General features: G+C 41.6%; 22 protein-coding genes. 1 reads left to right on the forward strand and 21 read right to left on the reverse strand.

Annotated elements, in window-relative coordinates; translation table 11 throughout:
• Window positions 1-6: 6 nt before the first annotated feature.
• The 21 genes from F0342_RS20735 to F0342_RS20835 form a co-directional block, all read right to left on the reverse strand.
• Window positions 7-630, reverse strand: coding sequence for a CNNM metal transporter family protein (locus F0342_RS20735; protein WP_148969579.1), 624 nt, complete (start codon window positions 628-630; stop codon window positions 7-9).
• A 703-nt stretch (window positions 631-1,333) separates the two neighbouring features.
• Window positions 1,334-2,206, reverse strand: coding sequence for a polyprenyl synthetase family protein (locus F0342_RS20740; protein WP_395940711.1), 873 nt, complete (start codon window positions 2,204-2,206; stop codon window positions 1,334-1,336).
• Between the two features lie 21 nt (window positions 2,207-2,227).
• Complete coding sequence (xseB, locus tag F0342_RS20745) at window positions 2,228-2,461, reverse strand: exodeoxyribonuclease VII small subunit (RefSeq protein ID WP_148969580.1); 234 nt, start codon at window positions 2,459-2,461, stop codon at window positions 2,228-2,230.
• Window positions 2,448-3,815 (reverse strand): exodeoxyribonuclease VII large subunit, encoded by a 1,368-nt coding sequence (xseA, locus tag F0342_RS20750; RefSeq protein ID WP_149157737.1) that lies wholly within the window; start codon window positions 3,813-3,815, stop codon window positions 2,448-2,450. The genes xseB and xseA overlap by 14 nt, the downstream gene beginning before the upstream one ends.
• Window positions 3,816-3,933: 118 nt before the next feature.
• Window positions 3,934-4,800, reverse strand: a complete 867-nt coding sequence (gene folD / locus F0342_RS20755) for a bifunctional methylenetetrahydrofolate dehydrogenase/methenyltetrahydrofolate cyclohydrolase FolD (RefSeq protein WP_149157738.1) — start codon at window positions 4,798-4,800, stop codon at window positions 3,934-3,936.
• A gap of 21 nt (window positions 4,801-4,821) precedes the next feature.
• Complete coding sequence (gene nusB / locus F0342_RS20760) at window positions 4,822-5,208, reverse strand: transcription antitermination factor NusB (RefSeq protein WP_149157739.1); 387 nt, start codon at window positions 5,206-5,208, stop codon at window positions 4,822-4,824.
• A gap of 576 nt (window positions 5,209-5,784) precedes the next feature.
• Window positions 5,785-6,195 carry an Asp23/Gls24 family envelope stress response protein gene (locus F0342_RS20765; RefSeq protein WP_149157740.1) on the reverse strand — a complete coding sequence of 137 codons (411 nt, stop codon included), beginning with the start codon at window positions 6,193-6,195 and terminating at the stop codon, window positions 5,785-5,787.
• Between the two features lie 23 nt (window positions 6,196-6,218).
• Window positions 6,219-7,571: an acetyl-CoA carboxylase biotin carboxylase subunit gene (gene accC / locus F0342_RS20770; protein WP_149157741.1), complete on the reverse strand. Its 1,353-nt coding sequence runs from the start codon at window positions 7,569-7,571 to the stop codon at window positions 6,219-6,221.
• A gap of 15 nt (window positions 7,572-7,586) precedes the next feature.
• Window positions 7,587-8,099, reverse strand: coding sequence for an acetyl-CoA carboxylase biotin carboxyl carrier protein (gene accB / locus F0342_RS20775; RefSeq protein WP_149157742.1), 513 nt, complete (start codon window positions 8,097-8,099; stop codon window positions 7,587-7,589).
• Window positions 8,100-8,373: 274 nt separating this feature from the next.
• Window positions 8,374-8,922, reverse strand: coding sequence for a SpoIIIAH-like family protein (locus tag F0342_RS20780; RefSeq protein WP_149157743.1), 549 nt, complete (start codon window positions 8,920-8,922; stop codon window positions 8,374-8,376).
• Between the two features lie 14 nt (window positions 8,923-8,936).
• Entirely contained in the window at window positions 8,937-9,590 is a 654-nt protein-coding gene (gene spoIIIAG, locus F0342_RS20785) for a stage III sporulation protein AG (RefSeq protein ID WP_149157744.1), read from the reverse strand.
• Window positions 9,580-10,203: a stage III sporulation protein AF gene (spoIIIAF, locus tag F0342_RS20790; RefSeq protein WP_149157745.1), complete on the reverse strand. Its 624-nt coding sequence runs from the start codon at window positions 10,201-10,203 to the stop codon at window positions 9,580-9,582. The genes spoIIIAG and spoIIIAF overlap by 11 nt, the downstream gene beginning before the upstream one ends.
• Before the next feature lie 18 nt (window positions 10,204-10,221).
• Entirely contained in the window at window positions 10,222-11,418 is a 1,197-nt protein-coding gene (gene spoIIIAE / locus F0342_RS20795; RefSeq protein ID WP_395940708.1) for a stage III sporulation protein AE, read from the reverse strand.
• A gap of 28 nt (window positions 11,419-11,446) precedes the next feature.
• The gene (gene spoIIIAD / locus F0342_RS20800) at window positions 11,447-11,839 is read right to left on the reverse strand and encodes a stage III sporulation protein AD (RefSeq protein ID WP_172655798.1); all 393 of its coding nucleotides are present in this window, start codon (window positions 11,837-11,839) and stop codon (window positions 11,447-11,449) included.
• 14 nt (window positions 11,840-11,853) lie between these two features.
• Window positions 11,854-12,060 (reverse strand): stage III sporulation protein AC, encoded by a 207-nt coding sequence (gene spoIIIAC / locus F0342_RS20805; protein ID WP_034758004.1) that lies wholly within the window; start codon window positions 12,058-12,060, stop codon window positions 11,854-11,856.
• A gap of 79 nt (window positions 12,061-12,139) precedes the next feature.
• The gene (gene spoIIIAB / locus F0342_RS20810) at window positions 12,140-12,655 is read right to left on the reverse strand and encodes a stage III sporulation protein SpoIIIAB (protein WP_149157746.1); all 516 of its coding nucleotides are present in this window, start codon (window positions 12,653-12,655) and stop codon (window positions 12,140-12,142) included.
• Window positions 12,656-13,579 carry a stage III sporulation protein AA gene (gene spoIIIAA / locus F0342_RS20815; RefSeq protein WP_149157747.1) on the reverse strand — a complete coding sequence of 308 codons (924 nt, stop codon included), beginning with the start codon at window positions 13,577-13,579 and terminating at the stop codon, window positions 12,656-12,658.
• A 279-nt stretch (window positions 13,580-13,858) separates the two neighbouring features.
• Window positions 13,859-14,416 (reverse strand): elongation factor P, encoded by a 558-nt coding sequence (gene efp, locus F0342_RS20820; protein ID WP_034757996.1) that lies wholly within the window; start codon window positions 14,414-14,416, stop codon window positions 13,859-13,861.
• 40 nt (window positions 14,417-14,456) lie between these two features.
• A complete protein-coding gene (locus F0342_RS20825; RefSeq protein ID WP_149157748.1) occupies window positions 14,457-15,521 on the reverse strand; it encodes a M24 family metallopeptidase in 1,065 nt (354 codons plus the stop codon).
• On the reverse strand, window positions 15,511-15,969 hold the full coding sequence (gene aroQ, locus F0342_RS20830) for a type II 3-dehydroquinate dehydratase (RefSeq protein WP_149157749.1): 459 nt from the start codon (window positions 15,967-15,969) through the stop codon (window positions 15,511-15,513). The genes F0342_RS20825 and aroQ overlap by 11 nt, the downstream gene beginning before the upstream one ends.
• Before the next feature lie 94 nt (window positions 15,970-16,063).
• Complete coding sequence (locus F0342_RS20835) at window positions 16,064-16,633, reverse strand: YqhR family membrane protein (protein ID WP_149157750.1); 570 nt, start codon at window positions 16,631-16,633, stop codon at window positions 16,064-16,066.
• A gap of 282 nt (window positions 16,634-16,915) precedes the next feature.
• Between F0342_RS20835 and F0342_RS20840 the strand changes: the two genes are divergently transcribed.
• On the forward strand, window positions 16,916-17,278 hold the full coding sequence (locus tag F0342_RS20840) for an SA1362 family protein (protein ID WP_262481840.1): 363 nt from the start codon (window positions 16,916-16,918) through the stop codon (window positions 17,276-17,278).
• Window positions 17,279-17,280 lie beyond the last annotated feature (2 nt).

Consider the following 17,280-nt stretch of genomic DNA (forward strand, 5'->3'; position numbering starts at 1 on the left):
TCATCACTAAATATTTTGTTTCGCACGCTTGTAACGTTTTTTCTTGTTTTTATCTTTTTTATCTTTAATCACTACGATGTGAAATCGATCTTCAAAAAATTGTAGAACTTTACCAACTCTAAATATTATATCCTTAGAATAGGTGATAGCAAACGTTTTTCCAAGCGCTTTGCCTCCGACGGTCAAGGAAGCTATGATACTTGTCAGTGTTACGCTTACAATATATTCCCTCAAAGAGCCGCCTTCAAGCTGAAAAGATACGGCTAATTGTATAATGACAATAGCTGACGCAGTACCACTTATAATCCCTGAAATATCGCCGATTACGTCGTTACAGAAGCTTGCGAACCTGTCTGCATTCCGGACGATTTTGATTGAATAACGTGCACCATATACTTTTTTGGCCGCCATAGCATGAAAAGGGGTTTCATCAGCGGCTGTTGCAGCAATCCCCAGCATATCGAAGAAGATCCCGATAAAGACAATGATTAACACCACAACCAGTCCTGTATACCAGGCGACTCCATTTAATACCATATTGGATGTAACTGAAAAAATAGCCGCTAACACAAATGTGATAACGGCAATGCTGACACTCCACTTTATTGAGTTTTTCATTGTTTCATTCATTATCGTTTAAACACACCGTTTCTATTGTGTAAATATTATCAATGCTATGTAATTGGATGGTCATATAAAGAGTAAAAATTGCAGCTTAGGTCCAGTAGGTTTTCCCAATCAGATACCGGATGTTGCCATACCGGCGGTTTCCCTTTAAACCCGACTTAGCCGCGTCACCACAAGCTAGACTGGATTACCACTTAGTCCGCACTATAATCCTCTTTATATGTCCGAATATGAACAGTCTAGGAGTTTTCCTCAACAGCCCTTAACGCAATCCTTAGCCTCTTTTGCAAAGAGGATTTCATATGGGCGAAAAAGCACATATCAATGGCCAACTGATGTGTACCTTGTAACCATAATCCCCTCTCTCTTCACTCAAGGCAGGCTACGCTGCTAGTGAATCATCACATCGCAGGTTCATACTTTGTTCTTATTGCATATGCTTATGCCAGCATAAGAAACAAAGCCTCCGCGGCTTGCGGGTCAACGCCCACATGCCATTGTGGATCGCCCTCAAGCCTTACTCCCAGATATGACCCAAGGCTGGGCGCCTCAAGCCAATTCCAGGAACTTCATCGATGTGCCCTTTAGTGGATTTTTAGGCCCACCTTCAGGATTGGTGGACTGACTAGAATACTGCACCACCCAAATTTTTATTCTAGAGATATTATAACATATGTTAAATAATTTGCTCAAACATAGAATGGTTTTAATGATTCCGGGCAACGATTAATTGGGCAATTTCGGTAAGGAGACTGGAATCAATTGTCATTTGATTAAGTGAGTATAACGCTTCGTTCAAGTGAAAGTGAAGCTTTTCCTTAGCTCCTCCTATAGTCAAGAGACTTGGATATGTACTCTTATGTTTCGATTCGTCGCTCCCCACTGGCTTTCCAATAATTTCTTCGGAGCCCTCAATATCAAGAATGTCATCCTGAATTTGAAAGGCAAGGCCAATATGATAAGCAAATTGCTTTAGTAATTCCAACTGCTCTTCCGACGCCTCAGAGATAATCCCGCCTGCCAATACACTAAACGTCAGTAACTTACCTGTTTTATGCTCATGAATGCTTTCGAGTTCTTTTACAATAAGCTTCTTATTTTCCCCTTCAATATCCGCTACTTGCCCACCAACCATGCCTTCCGGTCCGGCACACTTTGTTAAAAGACCGATAAGCCTTACCTTATTATCACTTGTAAGGCCCTTGTCCTCTGCGATCATTTGAAAACTGTAGGTTAGTAAAGCGTCACCGGCTAAAATCGCCATCGCTTCACCAAACATTTTATGATTGGTCGGCTTCCCTCTTCTCAAATCGTCATCATCCATGGCAGGAAGATCGTCATGAATCAAGGAATAGGTATGAATCATTTCAAGGGCAGACGCAGTGTTTAACCCGAGTAAAGGGTCCTTGTTAAAGGCTTTGATCGTTGCTAAAAGGAGAATAGGACGAATTCTCTTTCCACCTGCTTGCAAAGAATAGATCATAGCATTCTTCAAGTTAGAGGGCATAGATAGGCTCCCTACAGTCTCGACCATATGGTTGGTGATCAATTCTCCATGCTGTTGTTGAAATTCTTTCAGATCAACGTGAGGATTCACCCTTTATTCCTCCTCATCCAGATCGAAGGCTTTTTCCCCTTCATCTGTCATCATTTTCGTTAATTGGTTTTCTGCTTTTTGCAACGTATCATGACAGTATTTCGAAAGATCCATTCCTTTTTGATAGAACTCTAACGCTTTCTCCAATGGAACTTCTCCTTCTTCTAATTTCTCAACAATCTCTTCCAGTTGTTCCATAGCTGTTTCAAATGATAGTTCTTCTTTAGACTTTGCCATTATTTTCACGCTCCTCAACGGATTCAACTTCGCAATGTATTTTTCCATCCCTTACATTTATCTCGAGACGGTCACCAGCTTTGACTTGCTTGGATGACTTGATCAATGTATCTTTTTCCTGATAAACCAGGCTGTACCCCCTGTCCATGATCTTTAAAGGACTGAGGGCATGCAAGGTAAAGAGGGAAGAACTGAAACGATTGTTCTTTTCCTTCAGTACCTGCTTAAATTGCTTTTCTACCCTCGACTTCATAAATAAGACTCTCTCGTGCTGAATGGTAATGAGTTGTGAAGGATGCACACGTTGAAGTCTTGAGTGAAGTTGGGTTAATTGGTCACGGTTTTGTCTCACATGCAAGCTTATATTTTTCTGCAACTGGTCGGTCAGCCGGTCGACGGTTTCAATTTTTTGTTGATACAGATTACGCGGGTTTCTTAAAGCGTAGGATTTCATTAAACTATTTAAGCGGCTGCGCTCACTTTGAAGCTTAGTCTTGAACGCTTTGATCAGTAGTAATTTACGATTCATGATTCTTTCCAGCAATTCATCAATGTGGGGAACCGCTAATTCTCCCGCTGCTGTTGGTGTAGGGGCTCTTAGATCGGCTACAAAGTCAGCTATCGTAAAGTCTGTCTCATGTCCGACAGCAGAAATAACTGGAACTTTTGAATCAACGATGGCTTCGGCCACGATTTCTTCGTTAAACGCCCATAATTCTTCAATCGAACCACCGCCACGGCCGATAATCATTACATCTATATCTCCCAAATCGTTTACCTTTCTCATTGCTCCGGTAATCGATCCTGCCGCTTGCTCCCCTTGAACCAAAGCAGGGAAAATGAGGATTTCCCCAATTGGATATCGTCTTTTAATGGTTGTAATAATGTCTCTGATGGCAGCACCTGTTGGAGATGTCACAACGGCAATTCGCTTTGGAAACTTAGGAATCACACGTTTCCGGCTTTGATCGAAATAGCCTGCTTTCTCGAGCTTCTCTTTCAACTGCTCATAGGCCAGATACAGCTCACCAATTCCGTCAGGCTGCATTTCTTTTACATAGATCTGATATTGCCCGCCTGATTCGTAAACGGAAATATCTCCCCTGATCAACACATTCATTCCATTTTCAGGTCTGAATTTCAGTGATTGATTGTTACTTGAAAACATGACAGACAAGATACGGGCTTTTTCATCTTTCAAGGTAAAGTACATATGGCCGCTTGAATGTCTTTTGAAATTAGAAATTTCCCCCCGTACGAATAGATTGGATAAATGGGGATCTCTATCGAATTTACGCTTTATGTATTTTGTCAGAGCTTGTACCGTTAAATAACGTGATTGATCGAGTTCCATGCTCAAGTGACTCCTTTGTTTCTTGCAATTTGTAGAGGCTTTTATATGTAGGAATACGGAAAGGGACCAGCGATTAGCTGTCCCTTTCCGTTTTATGTTACCTATAGTGTACTATTTTTTAACCGTTTTGGCGATTGGCAAGAGCCCATTCTGCAGATTTCACTGTATTGTACAGTAACATCGTAATGGTCATAGGGCCGACACCACCAGGGACCGGTGTGATTTTTCCAGCCTTTTCCTTCACTTCTGAGAAATTCACATCCCCACAAAGTGCACCGTTTTCATCACGGTTCATTCCGACGTCAATGACGACGGCTCCAGGCTTAATATCTTCTGAGCCGATTAAATTCGCCTTTCCTACCGCAGATACGATAATATCAGCCTGCTTTGTGTAGGATGACATATTCTTTGTTTTCGAATGACAATACGTAACCGTCGCATTTCGATTCAAGAATAAGTGACCTGCCGGCTTTCCGACAATATTACTTCTTCCTAAAATCACGACATGTTTACCTTCTACTGAAATGTTTTCATATTCAAGCATCTTCATGATTCCAAGCGGCGTACAGGAATAAAAGGTATCTTGGTTGGTCACCATTTTCCCAATGGATACGGGATGAAACCCGTCCACATCTTTATATGGAGAAATCGTTTCAATCACGGTTATTGGATTAATTTGCTCAGGGAGAGGCAGTTGAACAAGAATGCCATGAATATGGCTCTGTTCATTTAACTCTTCAATTTTATTCAGCAGTTCATCTTGAGTCAAACTGGATTCATATTGATAAAGCTCTGAATGAATGCCCAGGTTACTGCACGCTTTTCTCTTCATTTTGACATATGAATGAGAAGCATGGTTGTCTCCTACCAGGATAACTGCCAATCCTGGAGTGGCATCCTTTTCCTTAAGCTCCTCGACCTGACTTTTCAATTGTTCACGATAATGACCCGCAATGAGTTTGCCATCAATTATAGAAGCTGACATTCCACTCGACCCCTAACATTGTTAAGATTGACTTACCTTTGAAAGAACACCATTGATAAACTTGCTTGATTGATCATCTCCAAAGATCTTTGCAATTTCAACTGCTTCGTTAATGACTACTTTATTCGGAACATCTTCCACAAACAGCAGTTCATACACTCCTAAACGTAAAATGTTACGATCTACTTTTGCCAGACGGTCAAATGACCATTTCTCAAGGTTTTCACGAATGTGTCCATCAATTCGTTCCTGATTCTCAATGAACCCGAGAACAAGCTGTTGAAGATAGGCATCCATCTTCTCCTCTTCCTCCAGCACATTGGTTAACGCAACTTCCGGCTCAATCCCACTCATATCTATTTGAAATAACGCTTGTAAGGCCTTTTCACGAGCAACTCTTCTCTTCATCTTATATTTACTCCTTTTAATCCATCAATTTTCATACCTTTGATAATAGCACAAACTAAGGGTAATACGCACGTGTATGTAAAAAAATCAATATTCTGACAGAAAAGCGAGGGGGGTTGATCAGGCCCGACAAGCATTTCTGGGAAATCCGGGAAGGCGTTCTTTGCCTTCATGGACCATTTAGCTTATGACCTCGAGGGACAAGGAGGCGGAGCTGGACAAATCGAAAAGCGGAGGGGCTTTACCCAGAGGCGACAAGCATAAGACGAACCTGCCGGAAAGGCGTTCTTTGCCTTTTTGGCAGGTTTGACTTATGACCTCGAGCCTCTAAGCGCCGGAGCTGGACAAGCAGAAAAGCAGTGGGGAGTGCGGCCCCCACATTAGTAGAATCCGACCGGAATTTCAATAATTCCAGCCGTTTGATGAAAAATCCAGCCGAAACCTTTAGGAATCCAGCCGTTCCAGGAAATAATCGGGCAAATTCACGCAAAAATCCAGTCGTTTTACAAAAAACACCCATTCAGACACGAACCGACACACAAAAAAAGAACGGCCCCCTAAAGGACCGTCCCTCTTCTACATTTCGTCGTCAATTTCAGCTTCGAATTTTTGATTCTCAAATTGGACGCCAACGATATGAACATTTACTTCATCTGCTTCAAGAGCAGTCATGTTAAGCAGGGCTTGACGAATGTTATCCTGGATTTTTTGAGCCACTGTCGGAATGGCTACACCGAATTTCATGATGCAATAGACATCCACGATGATTCCTTCCTCTGCAAGCTCCACTTTGACACCTTTACCGTGGTTTTTCTTGCCGAGACGCTCGACGACACCTGTCGCGAAGTTACCACGCATTTGTGATACGCCTTCTACTTCTGAAGCAGCGATACCTGCAATTACTTCAATCACTTCAGGTGCGATTTCAATCTTCCCAAGGCCGTCTTTACCGTGAGACATTTGTAAAAGGTTTTGATTTTCCGCCATGTAAGGCACCTCCTGAATTCACACTAGGATTTCATTACTTCGTATTTCTCCAAGAACTTCGTATTAAATTCTCCACCAACAAAGGTTTCATGATCTAATAGTTTCAAATGGAACGGAATGGTTGTGTGTATACCCTCAACCACAAATTCACTCAAGGCACGTTTCATTCTTGAGATCGCTTCTTCACGAGTCGCTCCATAGGTGATCACTTTGGCAATCATACTATCGTAGTATGGAGGGATCATATAACCAGGATATGCGGCTGAATCGATTCTTACGCCAATGCCGCCTGGTGGAAGATACATTTCAATCCTTCCTGCTGAAGGCATGAAATTCTTCTCAGGATTCTCTGCATTAATACGACATTCAATTGCCCAACCAGTGAACGTTACTTCTTCCTGTGTAAGAGAAAGTTTTTCTCCTGATGCTACGAGAATTTGTTCTTTAATCAAATCGACTCCTGTTACTTGTTCTGTTACAGGGTGCTCTACCTGAATACGGGTATTCATTTCCATAAAGTAGAATGATTGATTAACGTAGTCATATATAAATTCTACCGTGCCGGCACCAGTGTAATCAACCGCTTTGGCTGCTTTTACTGCTGCTTCCCCCATCTTAACACGAATTTCTTCAGTTAAAGCGGGTGATGGTGTTTCTTCGATCAATTTTTGAAGGCGTCGCTGAATCGTACAGTCACGCTCCCCAAGGTGGATCACGTTCCCGAAATTATCAGCCAGCACCTGGATTTCCACATGCCTGAAGTCCTCGATGAACTTTTCAATGTATACACCAGGGTTACCGAATGCAGTCATGGCTTCTTGCTGAGTGATCGTTACCCCTTTAACAAGCTCTTCCTGACTTTTCGCGACACGGATCCCTTTTCCTCCACCACCTGCAGTGGCTTTGATGATGACAGGATAACCCATGGATTCTGCAAGCTGAACTGCATCTTCTGCGTCCTTCACAATGCCTTTTGAACCCGGTACAATCGGAACGCCTGCTTCCCTCATGGTTTCACGAGCCACGTCTTTCGTACCCATCTTCGAGATCGCCTCTGGTGAAGGACCTATAAAGATGATGTTGCAATCGCGGCACAGGTCTGCAAAATCAGAGTTCTCGGCTAAAAATCCGTAACCAGGGTGAATGGCATCACAATCTGTCAGTTTTGCCACGCTAATGATGTTTGTGAAATTCAGGTAGCTGTCTTTCGATGCAGTCGGTCCGATGCAATAAGCTTCATCCGCTAATTGAACATGGAGTGCTTCTTTATCAGCTTCAGAATAAACGGCTACACTTTCGATGCCTAAATCTCGGCATGCACGTATAATACGTACCGCAATTTCTCCTCGATTGGCGATTAATACCTTTTTTATCATATCTATTTTCGCTCCTTATTCAGGTTTGACCAAGAATAACGGCTGTCCATATTCAACCAATTGACCGTCTTTTACTAAGATTTCTGTAATTTCACCTTTTATTTCCGCTTCAATCTCATTAAATAATTTCATCGCTTCTACGATACATACGACAGAGCTTTCATCGACTTTATCTCCAACTTTCACGTATGGACCTGCTTCCGGTGAAGAAGATTGATAGAACGTCCCTACCATAGGAGACGTGATTTTATGTAAGTTTGAATCTTCTGCTTTTGCTTGTGGACCTTCTTTTTCTTCTGTATTTACAGTAGGAGCTGCTTCCTGTACAGGCGCTGGAGCCTGCTGTACTGCTTGAGCTGCAGGTTTTACTTCCTCTACTGCCTGAACGACTTGTGGTTGCCCGGAAACTGTTACACCATTATTCTTTTTAAGTTTTATTTTCGAACCATCATGCTCGTATGTAAACTCATCAACACTAGAATGATCTACGAGTTTGATTATTTCACGAATTTCTTGAATTTTTAACACGGTTGACACCCCTCTTATAGTTTAAAAAATTATGACTAGCTACTAATATCATACGATAATACCTCGTATAAATTCAATATGCGATTCCTACCATTCCGTAAAGCGCACACAACCCTAGTCTCTATTCTAGACCTTTTTAGGAAAAAAATAAAATAATAGAAGAATTTTTTTGATTTCTGTTGGATCGTTTATGTGTGATGCAAGTCATTGCACTTCCTTTTTAAACAAAAAATAGCCACCTGAAGGTTCCCCTTCGGCGGCACTGGTTTACATGTTAATTTGTTGGCTGAAATTCTACTGCTACCGGTTTCATCTGACCAACTTCACTCATCACGAGGCGGATGATTTCATTCGCATCGGCTGTTGAGTGCTCCTTGTCGGATTTCACTGTAATTCGGATATTTTCACCGTTAGCTCTTACTAACGCATCTTCATAACCCATTGTTTTGATCATTGTTTCCAATACTGATTCTGTCATGGCCAACTCTCTTAAGTTCTCCATTTCCTCATAGGCAGCGCTTTTTTCCTCTGCTGATACATCAGCGTTCGCTACTTTCGCTTCCAGCTCTTCGCGAAGCTGTTCGCGTTGATCCAATACTTCAATTCTTAAAGCTTCGAACATTTCATTTCCAGCTGCGTCTGTTACGACTTCCACGTCAGACATGGTTTCCTTCCCATCTTCTTTCGCTTGCTCCTTTCCGTCCTTTTCTTCATATGCCATATCTGTCACTTGCTGTGTTGGAGAAGTAATGTAATAAACTGAAAGCACGATCACAAGACTCAACATCGTTAATAACCAAACTGTTTGTTTTTTTAATAACATCTATCATTTCCCCCTTATTTTTTGGGCAGAACCGATACCCTGTGACTTGGTACGTCTAATCCACGGGTAACAGCCTCTTTGATCCATTTTTTTATTTGTATATTATCGGCTCCTTTTGCTACAACAAGGACACCGCTGACTTTAGGTTTTTTTGTTTCTTTCACAATGGGAACTTCTTTCTCACCATCCCTCACGATGACCATTTCTTCCTCTTGTGATTTATCCTCAATCGATCTTTTTCCACCTGACTTATCTTCTTCAGCGGTCGTTTGTGACTGTGTGGATTCATTCTTTTCATACACTTTTGACTCTGTTGCCTCTACATTGACCACAACATGTACTTCGCTGACCCCAACAATTTGATCAAGTGCTTCTTTCAATTGGTTTTCGTATTGATCTTCGTACCCTCTCATAGACCCATCCGATTCCTTATGGCCGGATCCGAATGTCGCGACCTCTTCAGGTGCTCCTTCGTCTACTGATTTCGAGACCTCTAAGCTGCTATCCCTGCTCCAAAGATCACTGATTAGCATAAAGGCGACACCTACTAACAGAACAATGAGAAAATATTGAAACTTATTCCCTTTTTTATCCTTTGGCGGTGAATTGGAATTTTCCTTTGACAACCATTCCTTCAATGCGTTAAGCGGACCTTTACTAAAGTTCATTGGCTTCCCCAGTCCCCCCTTCAACTGTAATGATTATTTTGTCTGGTGTAAGATTCCATTGCTCGGCTAGTAAGGAGGCCATTTGGGACGTACTTTCTTCAGGGGTTTTCTTTCTCTGCTCAGCTCCCGTATCGATCTCCACGTTTTGAACAGTTTCAATCGTGGTGTTTTCTTGTTTATCTTTTACAACCACTGTAACTTCTGTGATACTATCCGGGACATTCTCCAGATCATCTGCTTTTACCACAACCTTCTCAATGACCTTACCGTGTTCATCCATCATCTCCTTTTCTACTTGTTGTTTCATTTGGACAGCCATCTGTTCTAAAATATATGCACGTTGTGAGGCTTGTATTTCTTTTTTCTTCATTTCTATTAAATTTTCTACTGAATTATTCTGTGAATTTCCATTTATATCAATTGACTCCATCACTGTACCAAAATCGGTTGACATTAATTTAAATAAAGGTGTAAGGATAATCGTGATTAACAATAAGCCGGTCACGATTTTTGCATATTTTTGCATGTTGGAACTAGGAAGAAGCATGTCAATGACGGTGGCTAAGAGAACAAAGATAATAATATTTGTAATCCAATCGGTGAGAAATGACATGACGGTACTCCTTCCTCTTTATCGCATCATCATCGTGATATTTCCTGCCGCGATGATGACGGTAAGACTCAAAAAGAACATAAAGGACACAATGGCAAGGGCCGCAAAGACATAAATCACACTTTTAGCAATGATATCGAGACATTCTATCACCGGTCCGCCACCTAGGGGTTGCAGGAGGGCGGCGGCTAATTTATAAATAAACGCAATCATGAGGATTTTGATTGCAGGAAAAGCTGCAATGATCAGAACAATGGCCACACCAGCGATTCCCACCGTGTTCTTTAAAAGAACGGAAGCGCTGATCACTGTATCCGTCGCATCTGTGAACATTCTGCCGATCACAGGTACAAAATTTCCAGTAACAAATTTCGCTGTTCGAATGGTAATCCCATCTGTCACCGCTGCCGTGGCTCCCTGCACGGATATAACACCAAGGAAAACGGTCATAAAGGCCCCTAATAACCCGATACTCCATGTTCGCAATAACTGTGCCAGTTGCGTCACTTTATAATGACTGGAAAGGGTACTTACGATACTTAATAGCGCAGCCAGAAATAGCAGGGGGAGAACGACATTTTGGATCAATAACCCGCTTGTGTTCATTAAAAAGATAATCACAGGATGGAAAAACGCTGCGGATACAACTCCTCCTGAGGCGGCAATAAGAGCTAACATCAGAGGTATGAGGGCAATGATGAAGTGAATCATAGTGGAAATGGCATCCCGGGTATAATCAATCGCCACGTGAAAACTATTAAGGGCGATGATGATCAACACCATGAACACAATGCTGTAAGCAACCTTGCTGACACTTCCTCCTTCGAACGCATTCTGCAGGGATTGAAGAAACATACTGAAAATCGTGAGCATAATCAGTGTTCCTAATAGCTTCCCATTCATCACAAGCTCCTGGAAGGCGAATTTGAAGATTCCACCAAACCATGCTTTAAAGGAAAACTCTTTTTCACCTTTGATAAAATCAACCAAACTGCCCTTTTGACTTTCAGGGAGATAGCCACCGTATTGATCCACTATACTGTTCCAGAATCCTTTTAATTCTTCGATTCCTAATTGATCTAACTGCTGATCAATCATTTGCTGTTGAATCGTCGAATCGGGCGGAATCTGTTCCTCCCCTTCTTCAGCTTGTCCACCGGATGCTCCTACGAAAAAAATGACAAGTGCTATGACGAGTATTCGATATATTTGCAACAATTTTTTCCACCTCTTAACGTTTCGCTTATCCAGTTGGGATCATGTTAATAATTGTTTCGATAATTACTGTTAGAATAGGTACCGCCATTGCTAAAATCAAGATTTTCCCTGCAAGCTCCACTTTCGCCGCAAGCGCTCCCTGTCCGGCATCTTTTGTAATGTGAGAAGCGAATTCCGCTATGTAGGCGATGCCGATAATTTTGAGAATGGTTTCTACATACACCATATTCACATTTGCATTCGCAGCAAGCTTCTCAATCATATGAATAATGGAGTATATTTGATCGATCAGAAATAAAAAAATTGAACATCCTACAAACACAATAAGCAAAAAAGCAAAATTTGGTTTCTGCTCTTTCACAATCAAAGCCAGAAAGGTCGCAACCAGTGCTATACCAACAATTTGAATGATTTCAATCGCGGACGCCCCCTCTAACCTTGATATAAGAAGACCGATTTAATCTTCTGGAACAGATCATCGACAATCGAGGCCACCATAAACAAAATATAGATGAACCCAAACAATGTAACCCACTGTGCATATTCTTTCTTCCCTACCTGATCTAAAATCGTATGCAAAAAGGCCACTACAATCCCCACCCCTGCGATCTTGAAAATAATATCCACATCAATTCCCATATTCATTTCCCTCCTGGTTTCTGAAAGCTGTTCTCGCAAGCGATTGGCATGTATAAAAGTATTGACCTATGAAGCATCGTTAGAGTAATAGGATGATCAATAATAAACCTGACAAAAACCCCAAGCTTTTCGTCATCTTTTCATATTTTCTCTGCTTTTCTATCGCCTCTGATTCTTCTCTTTCCAGGTGTGTTAACGCTAACTGAATATGCTTCTGCTGGGTCATCATGTCGTGTTTGCCCAGGTTTTCTCCAAATTGTTTCAGGATTTCGTATTCCCCTGTCTTAAAAGCCGTTAATTTCCAAATATCATTCAGGCTTTCCTCCCACGCTTTCTTCACTGATATCTCCTGCTCCGTTAATTTCTTTGAGAACGTTTCAAAGAACCATGAAACAGGTTTTTGCAGCTGCTTGGAAATCTTTCTGGTTGCTTCATGCAAAGGGGTATGGCTGTACGTAATTTCTGCTTCCAATGACTGAAGGGCCACCTTCAACAACCGAAGCTGCCTTGGTCTTTCCGTTAAATATTTTGCCGCTTCGAAACCTGCCCAGGAAGTAGAAAGCAGGATAAAAACAGCACCGATTAGTTTAATCATTTATGTCACACCCGCTTTTTTCAGAAGAGATTGACCGTGTTCATTCCACACCTCATGAACTTTACCAGGCTCATCCCCTCTCCTTAATTCAACAAACCGCTCAATGGTTTGAAGATTCACAATGTCCTTGATAACTGGTCTCTTCGCTACTTCACCAAATGTATATCCATGAGTCGTCATCACAAGGGTAATACCGGCATTAACGGCTTCCTGGATAGCTTGACCATCTTCCACGCGACCAATCTCATCCACAATCAGGACGTCTGGACTCATGGAGCGGATCAGCATCATCATCCCTTCAGCCTTCGGACATGCATCCAGCACGTCCACTCTCGGTCCAAACATCAGCTGAGGAATTCCGTTTACACAGCCGGCAATTTCGGACCGTTCATCGACAATCCCTACTTTAAAAGGGGGGATATTTTTTTCAGGAACGCCCGTCGAAATCATACGTGCGAGATCTCTAAGCAAAGTCGTCTTCCCTGTTTGAGGTGAGCCGATAATCATCGTATGCTTCCATCCGGCATCATAAACATATGGAAAAATAGAATCAGATATGCCAAGCTTTTGTCTTGCAATCCGAATGTTAAAGGAGGACAGATTTCGGATTCCTTTTACCACACCGCCTTCTAGAATCACCTTTCCTGCAAGGCCAACACGATGTCCGCCTTCTATTGTGATATATCCTCTCTTCAGTTCCTCTTCTAATGTATAAAACGAATGCCGGGATAGTTTGTTAATGAGCTGTTCGCTATCTTCCTCGGTAACGGTATAAGAAAGAAAATATGGCTTCCCCCTGGCCGTGACCTCCAACACACGGTTGGTACGAACCCTAATTTCTTCAATTCGGTCAATAAGGTCTTGTGGAAGGGTCAGGACTTTGTCAGAAATAGTGCTGGGTAGTAAGGCTAGAACTTCTTGCATATAGGTACCTCCTAATCTTGTTCCACTTCGGAATGTAGGAAGACGATAAATGAACCTTCGTACATGCTTCCCGATAATACAATGTATTCTAGTAGCATGAGATTATGACAGTAGAGTTGGAAGATTTGTGGTGGGTATTGGGAGCTTTGGTTTGGAGTGAGGGGGATGTCGAATTCCGACCAATGGCAGATAAACCAATACATAGCGCGACAAAGACCCCATCGCCGCAAATAAAAAAAGCCTGAACGAGAGTAATCCCGATCAGGCTTTTCACATTATTTATCCACGTGATACGTAAGATCCGTCCGTTGTATTAATGATTAATGTGTCTCCTTCGTTGACGAAGAACGGTACGTTAACCACTAATCCTGTTTCCACTGTAGCAGGTTTTGAACCACCGGAAGCTGTATCGCCTTTAATGCCCGGTTCTGTTTCAGTTACTTTTAATTCAACTGAGTTAGGAAGCTCTACTCCAAGAGTTTCTCCTCCGTACATCATGATGGACACTTCCATGTTTTCTTTCAGATATTTCAATTCATATTCGATGGAAGAAGCAGGAAGTTCGATTTGATCGTAGCTCTCATTGTCCATGAATACATGCATGTCACCATTAGCATACAGGTATTGCATTTTACGGTTATCGATTTGAGCTTTTCCTACTTTTTCTCCTGCACGGAACGTTTTTTCCTGGATGGCACCTGTGCGCAGGTTACGAAGTTTAGAGCGAACGAATGCTGCCCCTTTACCTGGTTTAACGTGTTGGAAATCGATTACTCGCCAAATCCCGTTATCGACTTCAATCGTCAAACCTGTACGAAAATCATTTACTGAAATCATATTTATTTCCTCCTATTGTCTAGTAGACCTGTCTTTAGGACTACAATGGTAGAATGATTAGATCTTTTGTAGAATGTGTCAGTGTTTCATTGGAATCTTCTGTTATGAGTGTATCATCTTCAATACGAACACCGCCAACACCTGGAACATAGACACCCGGTTCAACCGTTACGATCATTCCAGGCTCCAGTACCACATCGGAACGGGAGGACAATCCTGGTCCTTCATGGACTTCAAGGCCGATTCCGTGTCCCAGTGAATGTCCGAAATACTCTCCATAACCCTTTTCTGTTATGTAATCACGTGCAATAGCATCTGCTTCTTTACCTGTCATACCAGGCTTGATTTTTTCCATGGCCAGAAGCTGTGATTGTAGAACGACGTCATAGATCTCTTTCAATTTCTCACTTGGTTCTCCTACAGATAAGGTACGTGTCATATCGGAGCAATATCCTTTATAGTATGCACCATAATCCAACGTTACAAAATCACCTTTTTCAATAACTTTATCGCTGGCAACCCCATGAGGAAGTGCAGAACGATTACCTGAAGCAACGATGATATCAAAAGATGAAGATGTCGCTCCCGCTTTTCTCATGAAGAATTCTAATTCATTGGAAACTTCTAACTCTGTCACACCCGGTTTAATAAAATCTAATATATGCTTAAATGCTGCATCGGCAATATCCGCCGCATCCTTAATTATCTTAAGCTCTTCAGGTGTCTTAATCAAGCGTAACTTTTCTACCAGCCCGGATACCGGTACAAGTTCTGCTTCAAGCACTTCACGATAGCTATCATACGCACTAAATGTCATGTAGTTCTTCTCGAAGCCCAATTTATTAATCCCCAGGTTTTTCACTTGTTTCGCTACTTCCTCATGGATGGGTCCAGTATGCTGGACGATTTCAAAATCGGCAGCCTGCTCGGTTGCTTGCTCGATGTAACGGAAATCTGTTATGAATAACGCTTTATCTTTAGAAATCAGAACAACGCCTGATGAACCAGTAAAGTTTGTCATGTACCGACGGTTGTAGGTACTTGTAAGTAAGATCCCGTCAAGTTCGTTTTCTGAAAAAGTCTCTCTTAATCGTTCAATTTTCATCCAATTCCACTCCCTTAATGTTCTTTATGATCGCTTGTAAAGCCAATTCGTAACCAAACAGTCCAAATCCAACGATCTGGCCAACCGTTTCAGCTGCAACGACAGATTGATGTCTAAACGCTTCCCGGGCATGTATATTTGATATATGCACTTCCACTACCGGTACTGATACCGAAGCCACTGCATCTCTAATCGCATAGCTGTAGTGTGTAAAAGCACCGGGATTCAGGATGATTCCCCCATATCCTTCATCCTCTGCCTTGTGTATGTAATCAATCATATCCCCTTCATGGTTCGATTGAGCTGAAAAGAGTTGAAAGCCTTCACCTTCTGCTTGTTTCGAAAGCTTCCCCTCAAGTTGCAGCAAGGTAACATGTCCATAAATATCAGGTTCACGCTTCCCCAGCCTATTTAAGTTAGGACCATTTAAAAGCAAGATTTTCATCATATATAAACCCCTAAAAAAATAGAATGTTCATCATGAACATTCTAACACAAACCTTATTCCTATACCTACATAATTGTCTGATAATGAGGATTTGTTAATGTGAAACTTCCCCTGATTTTTCTTTCTCATTCTGATGTCTCAATTCATTTTCTTCATAAGAAATCGAATAGCCGATAAATACGCCATACAAAATATACAGGCAGAAGGTTGTGATCAAAGTGTGATAATCAATGGATGTAAAGGATTCAATGCTCGGGAAGAGCGGATTGAGCAGTAAAAAGAATGCTAAGTATAACGCTACGCCGTAGGCAGCCCCAACCCACATAGACTTGAATTTTCGTAATAAACCATAATAAATGAGAGCCACACCTATAGAAATCACTCCGTAAGCCACTATGGAAAGAACGATACCAATCCATTTGTCCACCCAGTCACCAACCGCCCACGGCTCAAATATTATATTTGGCTCGATTTTCGTAAAGGAAAAAAAGTAACAAATGTAGGCAATTGAACTCCATAACATCCCACCTATAAAGCCCGTCACTACAACCATCGCCATGAACGATAGTGGTTTTTCACTATGATTCTGCTCTAAACGTGGATTCTCCTTGCTTTCTTCTGTTCCATCCTGAATCTTTTCATGTTGTCCCTTTTGTTCAGCCATCTGTAACACCTCCATTCGTAGTATGTCCCATTGATTTAAACATTTGCATGGATTTACTTATTTTTCATCTGTGAATGATGAGGGAATATGGTTGATAAAACCTATCTCTAGTCCTTTGATTCATTTTTTAGTAAAATAGATAATATCTTTCCAAGTTTCAGAAAAATAACTCCAGCAATATTTACAGAAAATCGATAACTAATATGGTTAAATAACAAGGAAATTGTCTAGAATAATAGTATAGATATGTATAATGGATTGTATTGTAAGGAGGTGGCTTTGTTGAACGCTCGTAATATCTTTGTTATCACATTAATATTGTTAGCTATTGTTGGGCTCTTAACTTCCCTATTCGGAAATCCTTTAGGGCTAGTAAAGCAATTACTTGTTACAGCAGCTGTGGTAGGAATTATCTACTTCATTTACCGAAGATGGTTCAGCGGGAGGCGGGCTGGTAATAGTAATGAACAGAGAGCGTTTCTTAAAGCAGCCAAACAATCAAAGAGGCGGCATAAGAAAAAGACTCCAAGCAAGCCTCAAGTATCAAACGCCTCAAAGAAACGTTCGATACGAAAGAAATCCAATGCCAACCTTACCGTAATTGAAGGAAAAAAGAATAAGAAAAACAATCGAGCCTCATTTTAGGA

This window comes from Bacillus sp. CH30_1T (assembly GCF_008364765.1).
GTDB lineage: Bacteria > Bacillota > Bacilli > Bacillales > Bacillaceae_B > Rossellomorea.

Coding starts and splice junctions, on each gene's coding strand:
- F0342_RS20735 (WP_148969579.1), bottom strand. CDS start 630: ATGAATGAAACAATGAAAAACTCAATAAAGTGGAGTGTCAGCATTGCC.
- xseB (WP_148969580.1), bottom strand. CDS start 2,461: ATGGCAAAGTCTAAAGAAGAACTATCATTTGAAACAGCTATGGAACAA.
- xseA (WP_149157737.1), bottom strand. CDS start 3,815: ATGGAACTCGATCAATCACGTTATTTAACGGTACAAGCTCTGACAAAA.
- folD (WP_149157738.1), bottom strand. CDS start 4,800: ATGTCAGCTTCTATAATTGATGGCAAACTCATTGCGGGTCATTATCGT.
- nusB (WP_149157739.1), bottom strand. CDS start 5,208: ATGAAGAGAAGAGTTGCTCGTGAAAAGGCCTTACAAGCGTTATTTCAA.
- F0342_RS20765 (WP_149157740.1), bottom strand. CDS start 6,195: ATGGCGGAAAATCAAAACCTTTTACAAATGTCTCACGGTAAAGACGGC.
- accC (WP_149157741.1), bottom strand. CDS start 7,571: ATGATAAAAAAGGTATTAATCGCCAATCGAGGAGAAATTGCGGTACGT.
- F0342_RS20780 (WP_149157743.1), bottom strand. CDS start 8,922: ATGTTATTAAAAAAACAAACAGTTTGGTTATTAACGATGTTGAGTCTT.
- spoIIIAG (WP_149157744.1), bottom strand. CDS start 9,590: ATGAACTTTAGTAAAGGTCCGCTTAACGCATTGAAGGAATGGTTGTCA.
- spoIIIAF (WP_149157745.1), bottom strand. CDS start 10,203: ATGTCATTTCTCACCGATTGGATTACAAATATTATTATCTTTGTTCTC.
- spoIIIAC (WP_034758004.1), bottom strand. CDS start 12,060: ATGGGAATTGATGTGGATATTATTTTCAAGATCGCAGGGGTGGGGATT.
- spoIIIAB (WP_149157746.1), bottom strand. CDS start 12,655: ATGATTAAACTAATCGGTGCTGTTTTTATCCTGCTTTCTACTTCCTGG.
- spoIIIAA (WP_149157747.1), bottom strand. CDS start 13,579: ATGCAAGAAGTTCTAGCCTTACTACCCAGCACTATTTCTGACAAAGTC.
- efp (WP_034757996.1), bottom strand. CDS start 14,416: ATGATTTCAGTAAATGATTTTCGTACAGGTTTGACGATTGAAGTCGAT.
- F0342_RS20825 (WP_149157748.1), bottom strand. CDS start 15,521: ATGAAAATTGAACGATTAAGAGAGACTTTTTCAGAAAACGAACTTGAC.
- aroQ (WP_149157749.1), bottom strand. CDS start 15,969: ATGATGAAAATCTTGCTTTTAAATGGTCCTAACTTAAATAGGCTGGGG.
- F0342_RS20835 (WP_149157750.1), bottom strand. CDS start 16,633: ATGGCTGAACAAAAGGGACAACATGAAAAGATTCAGGATGGAACAGAA.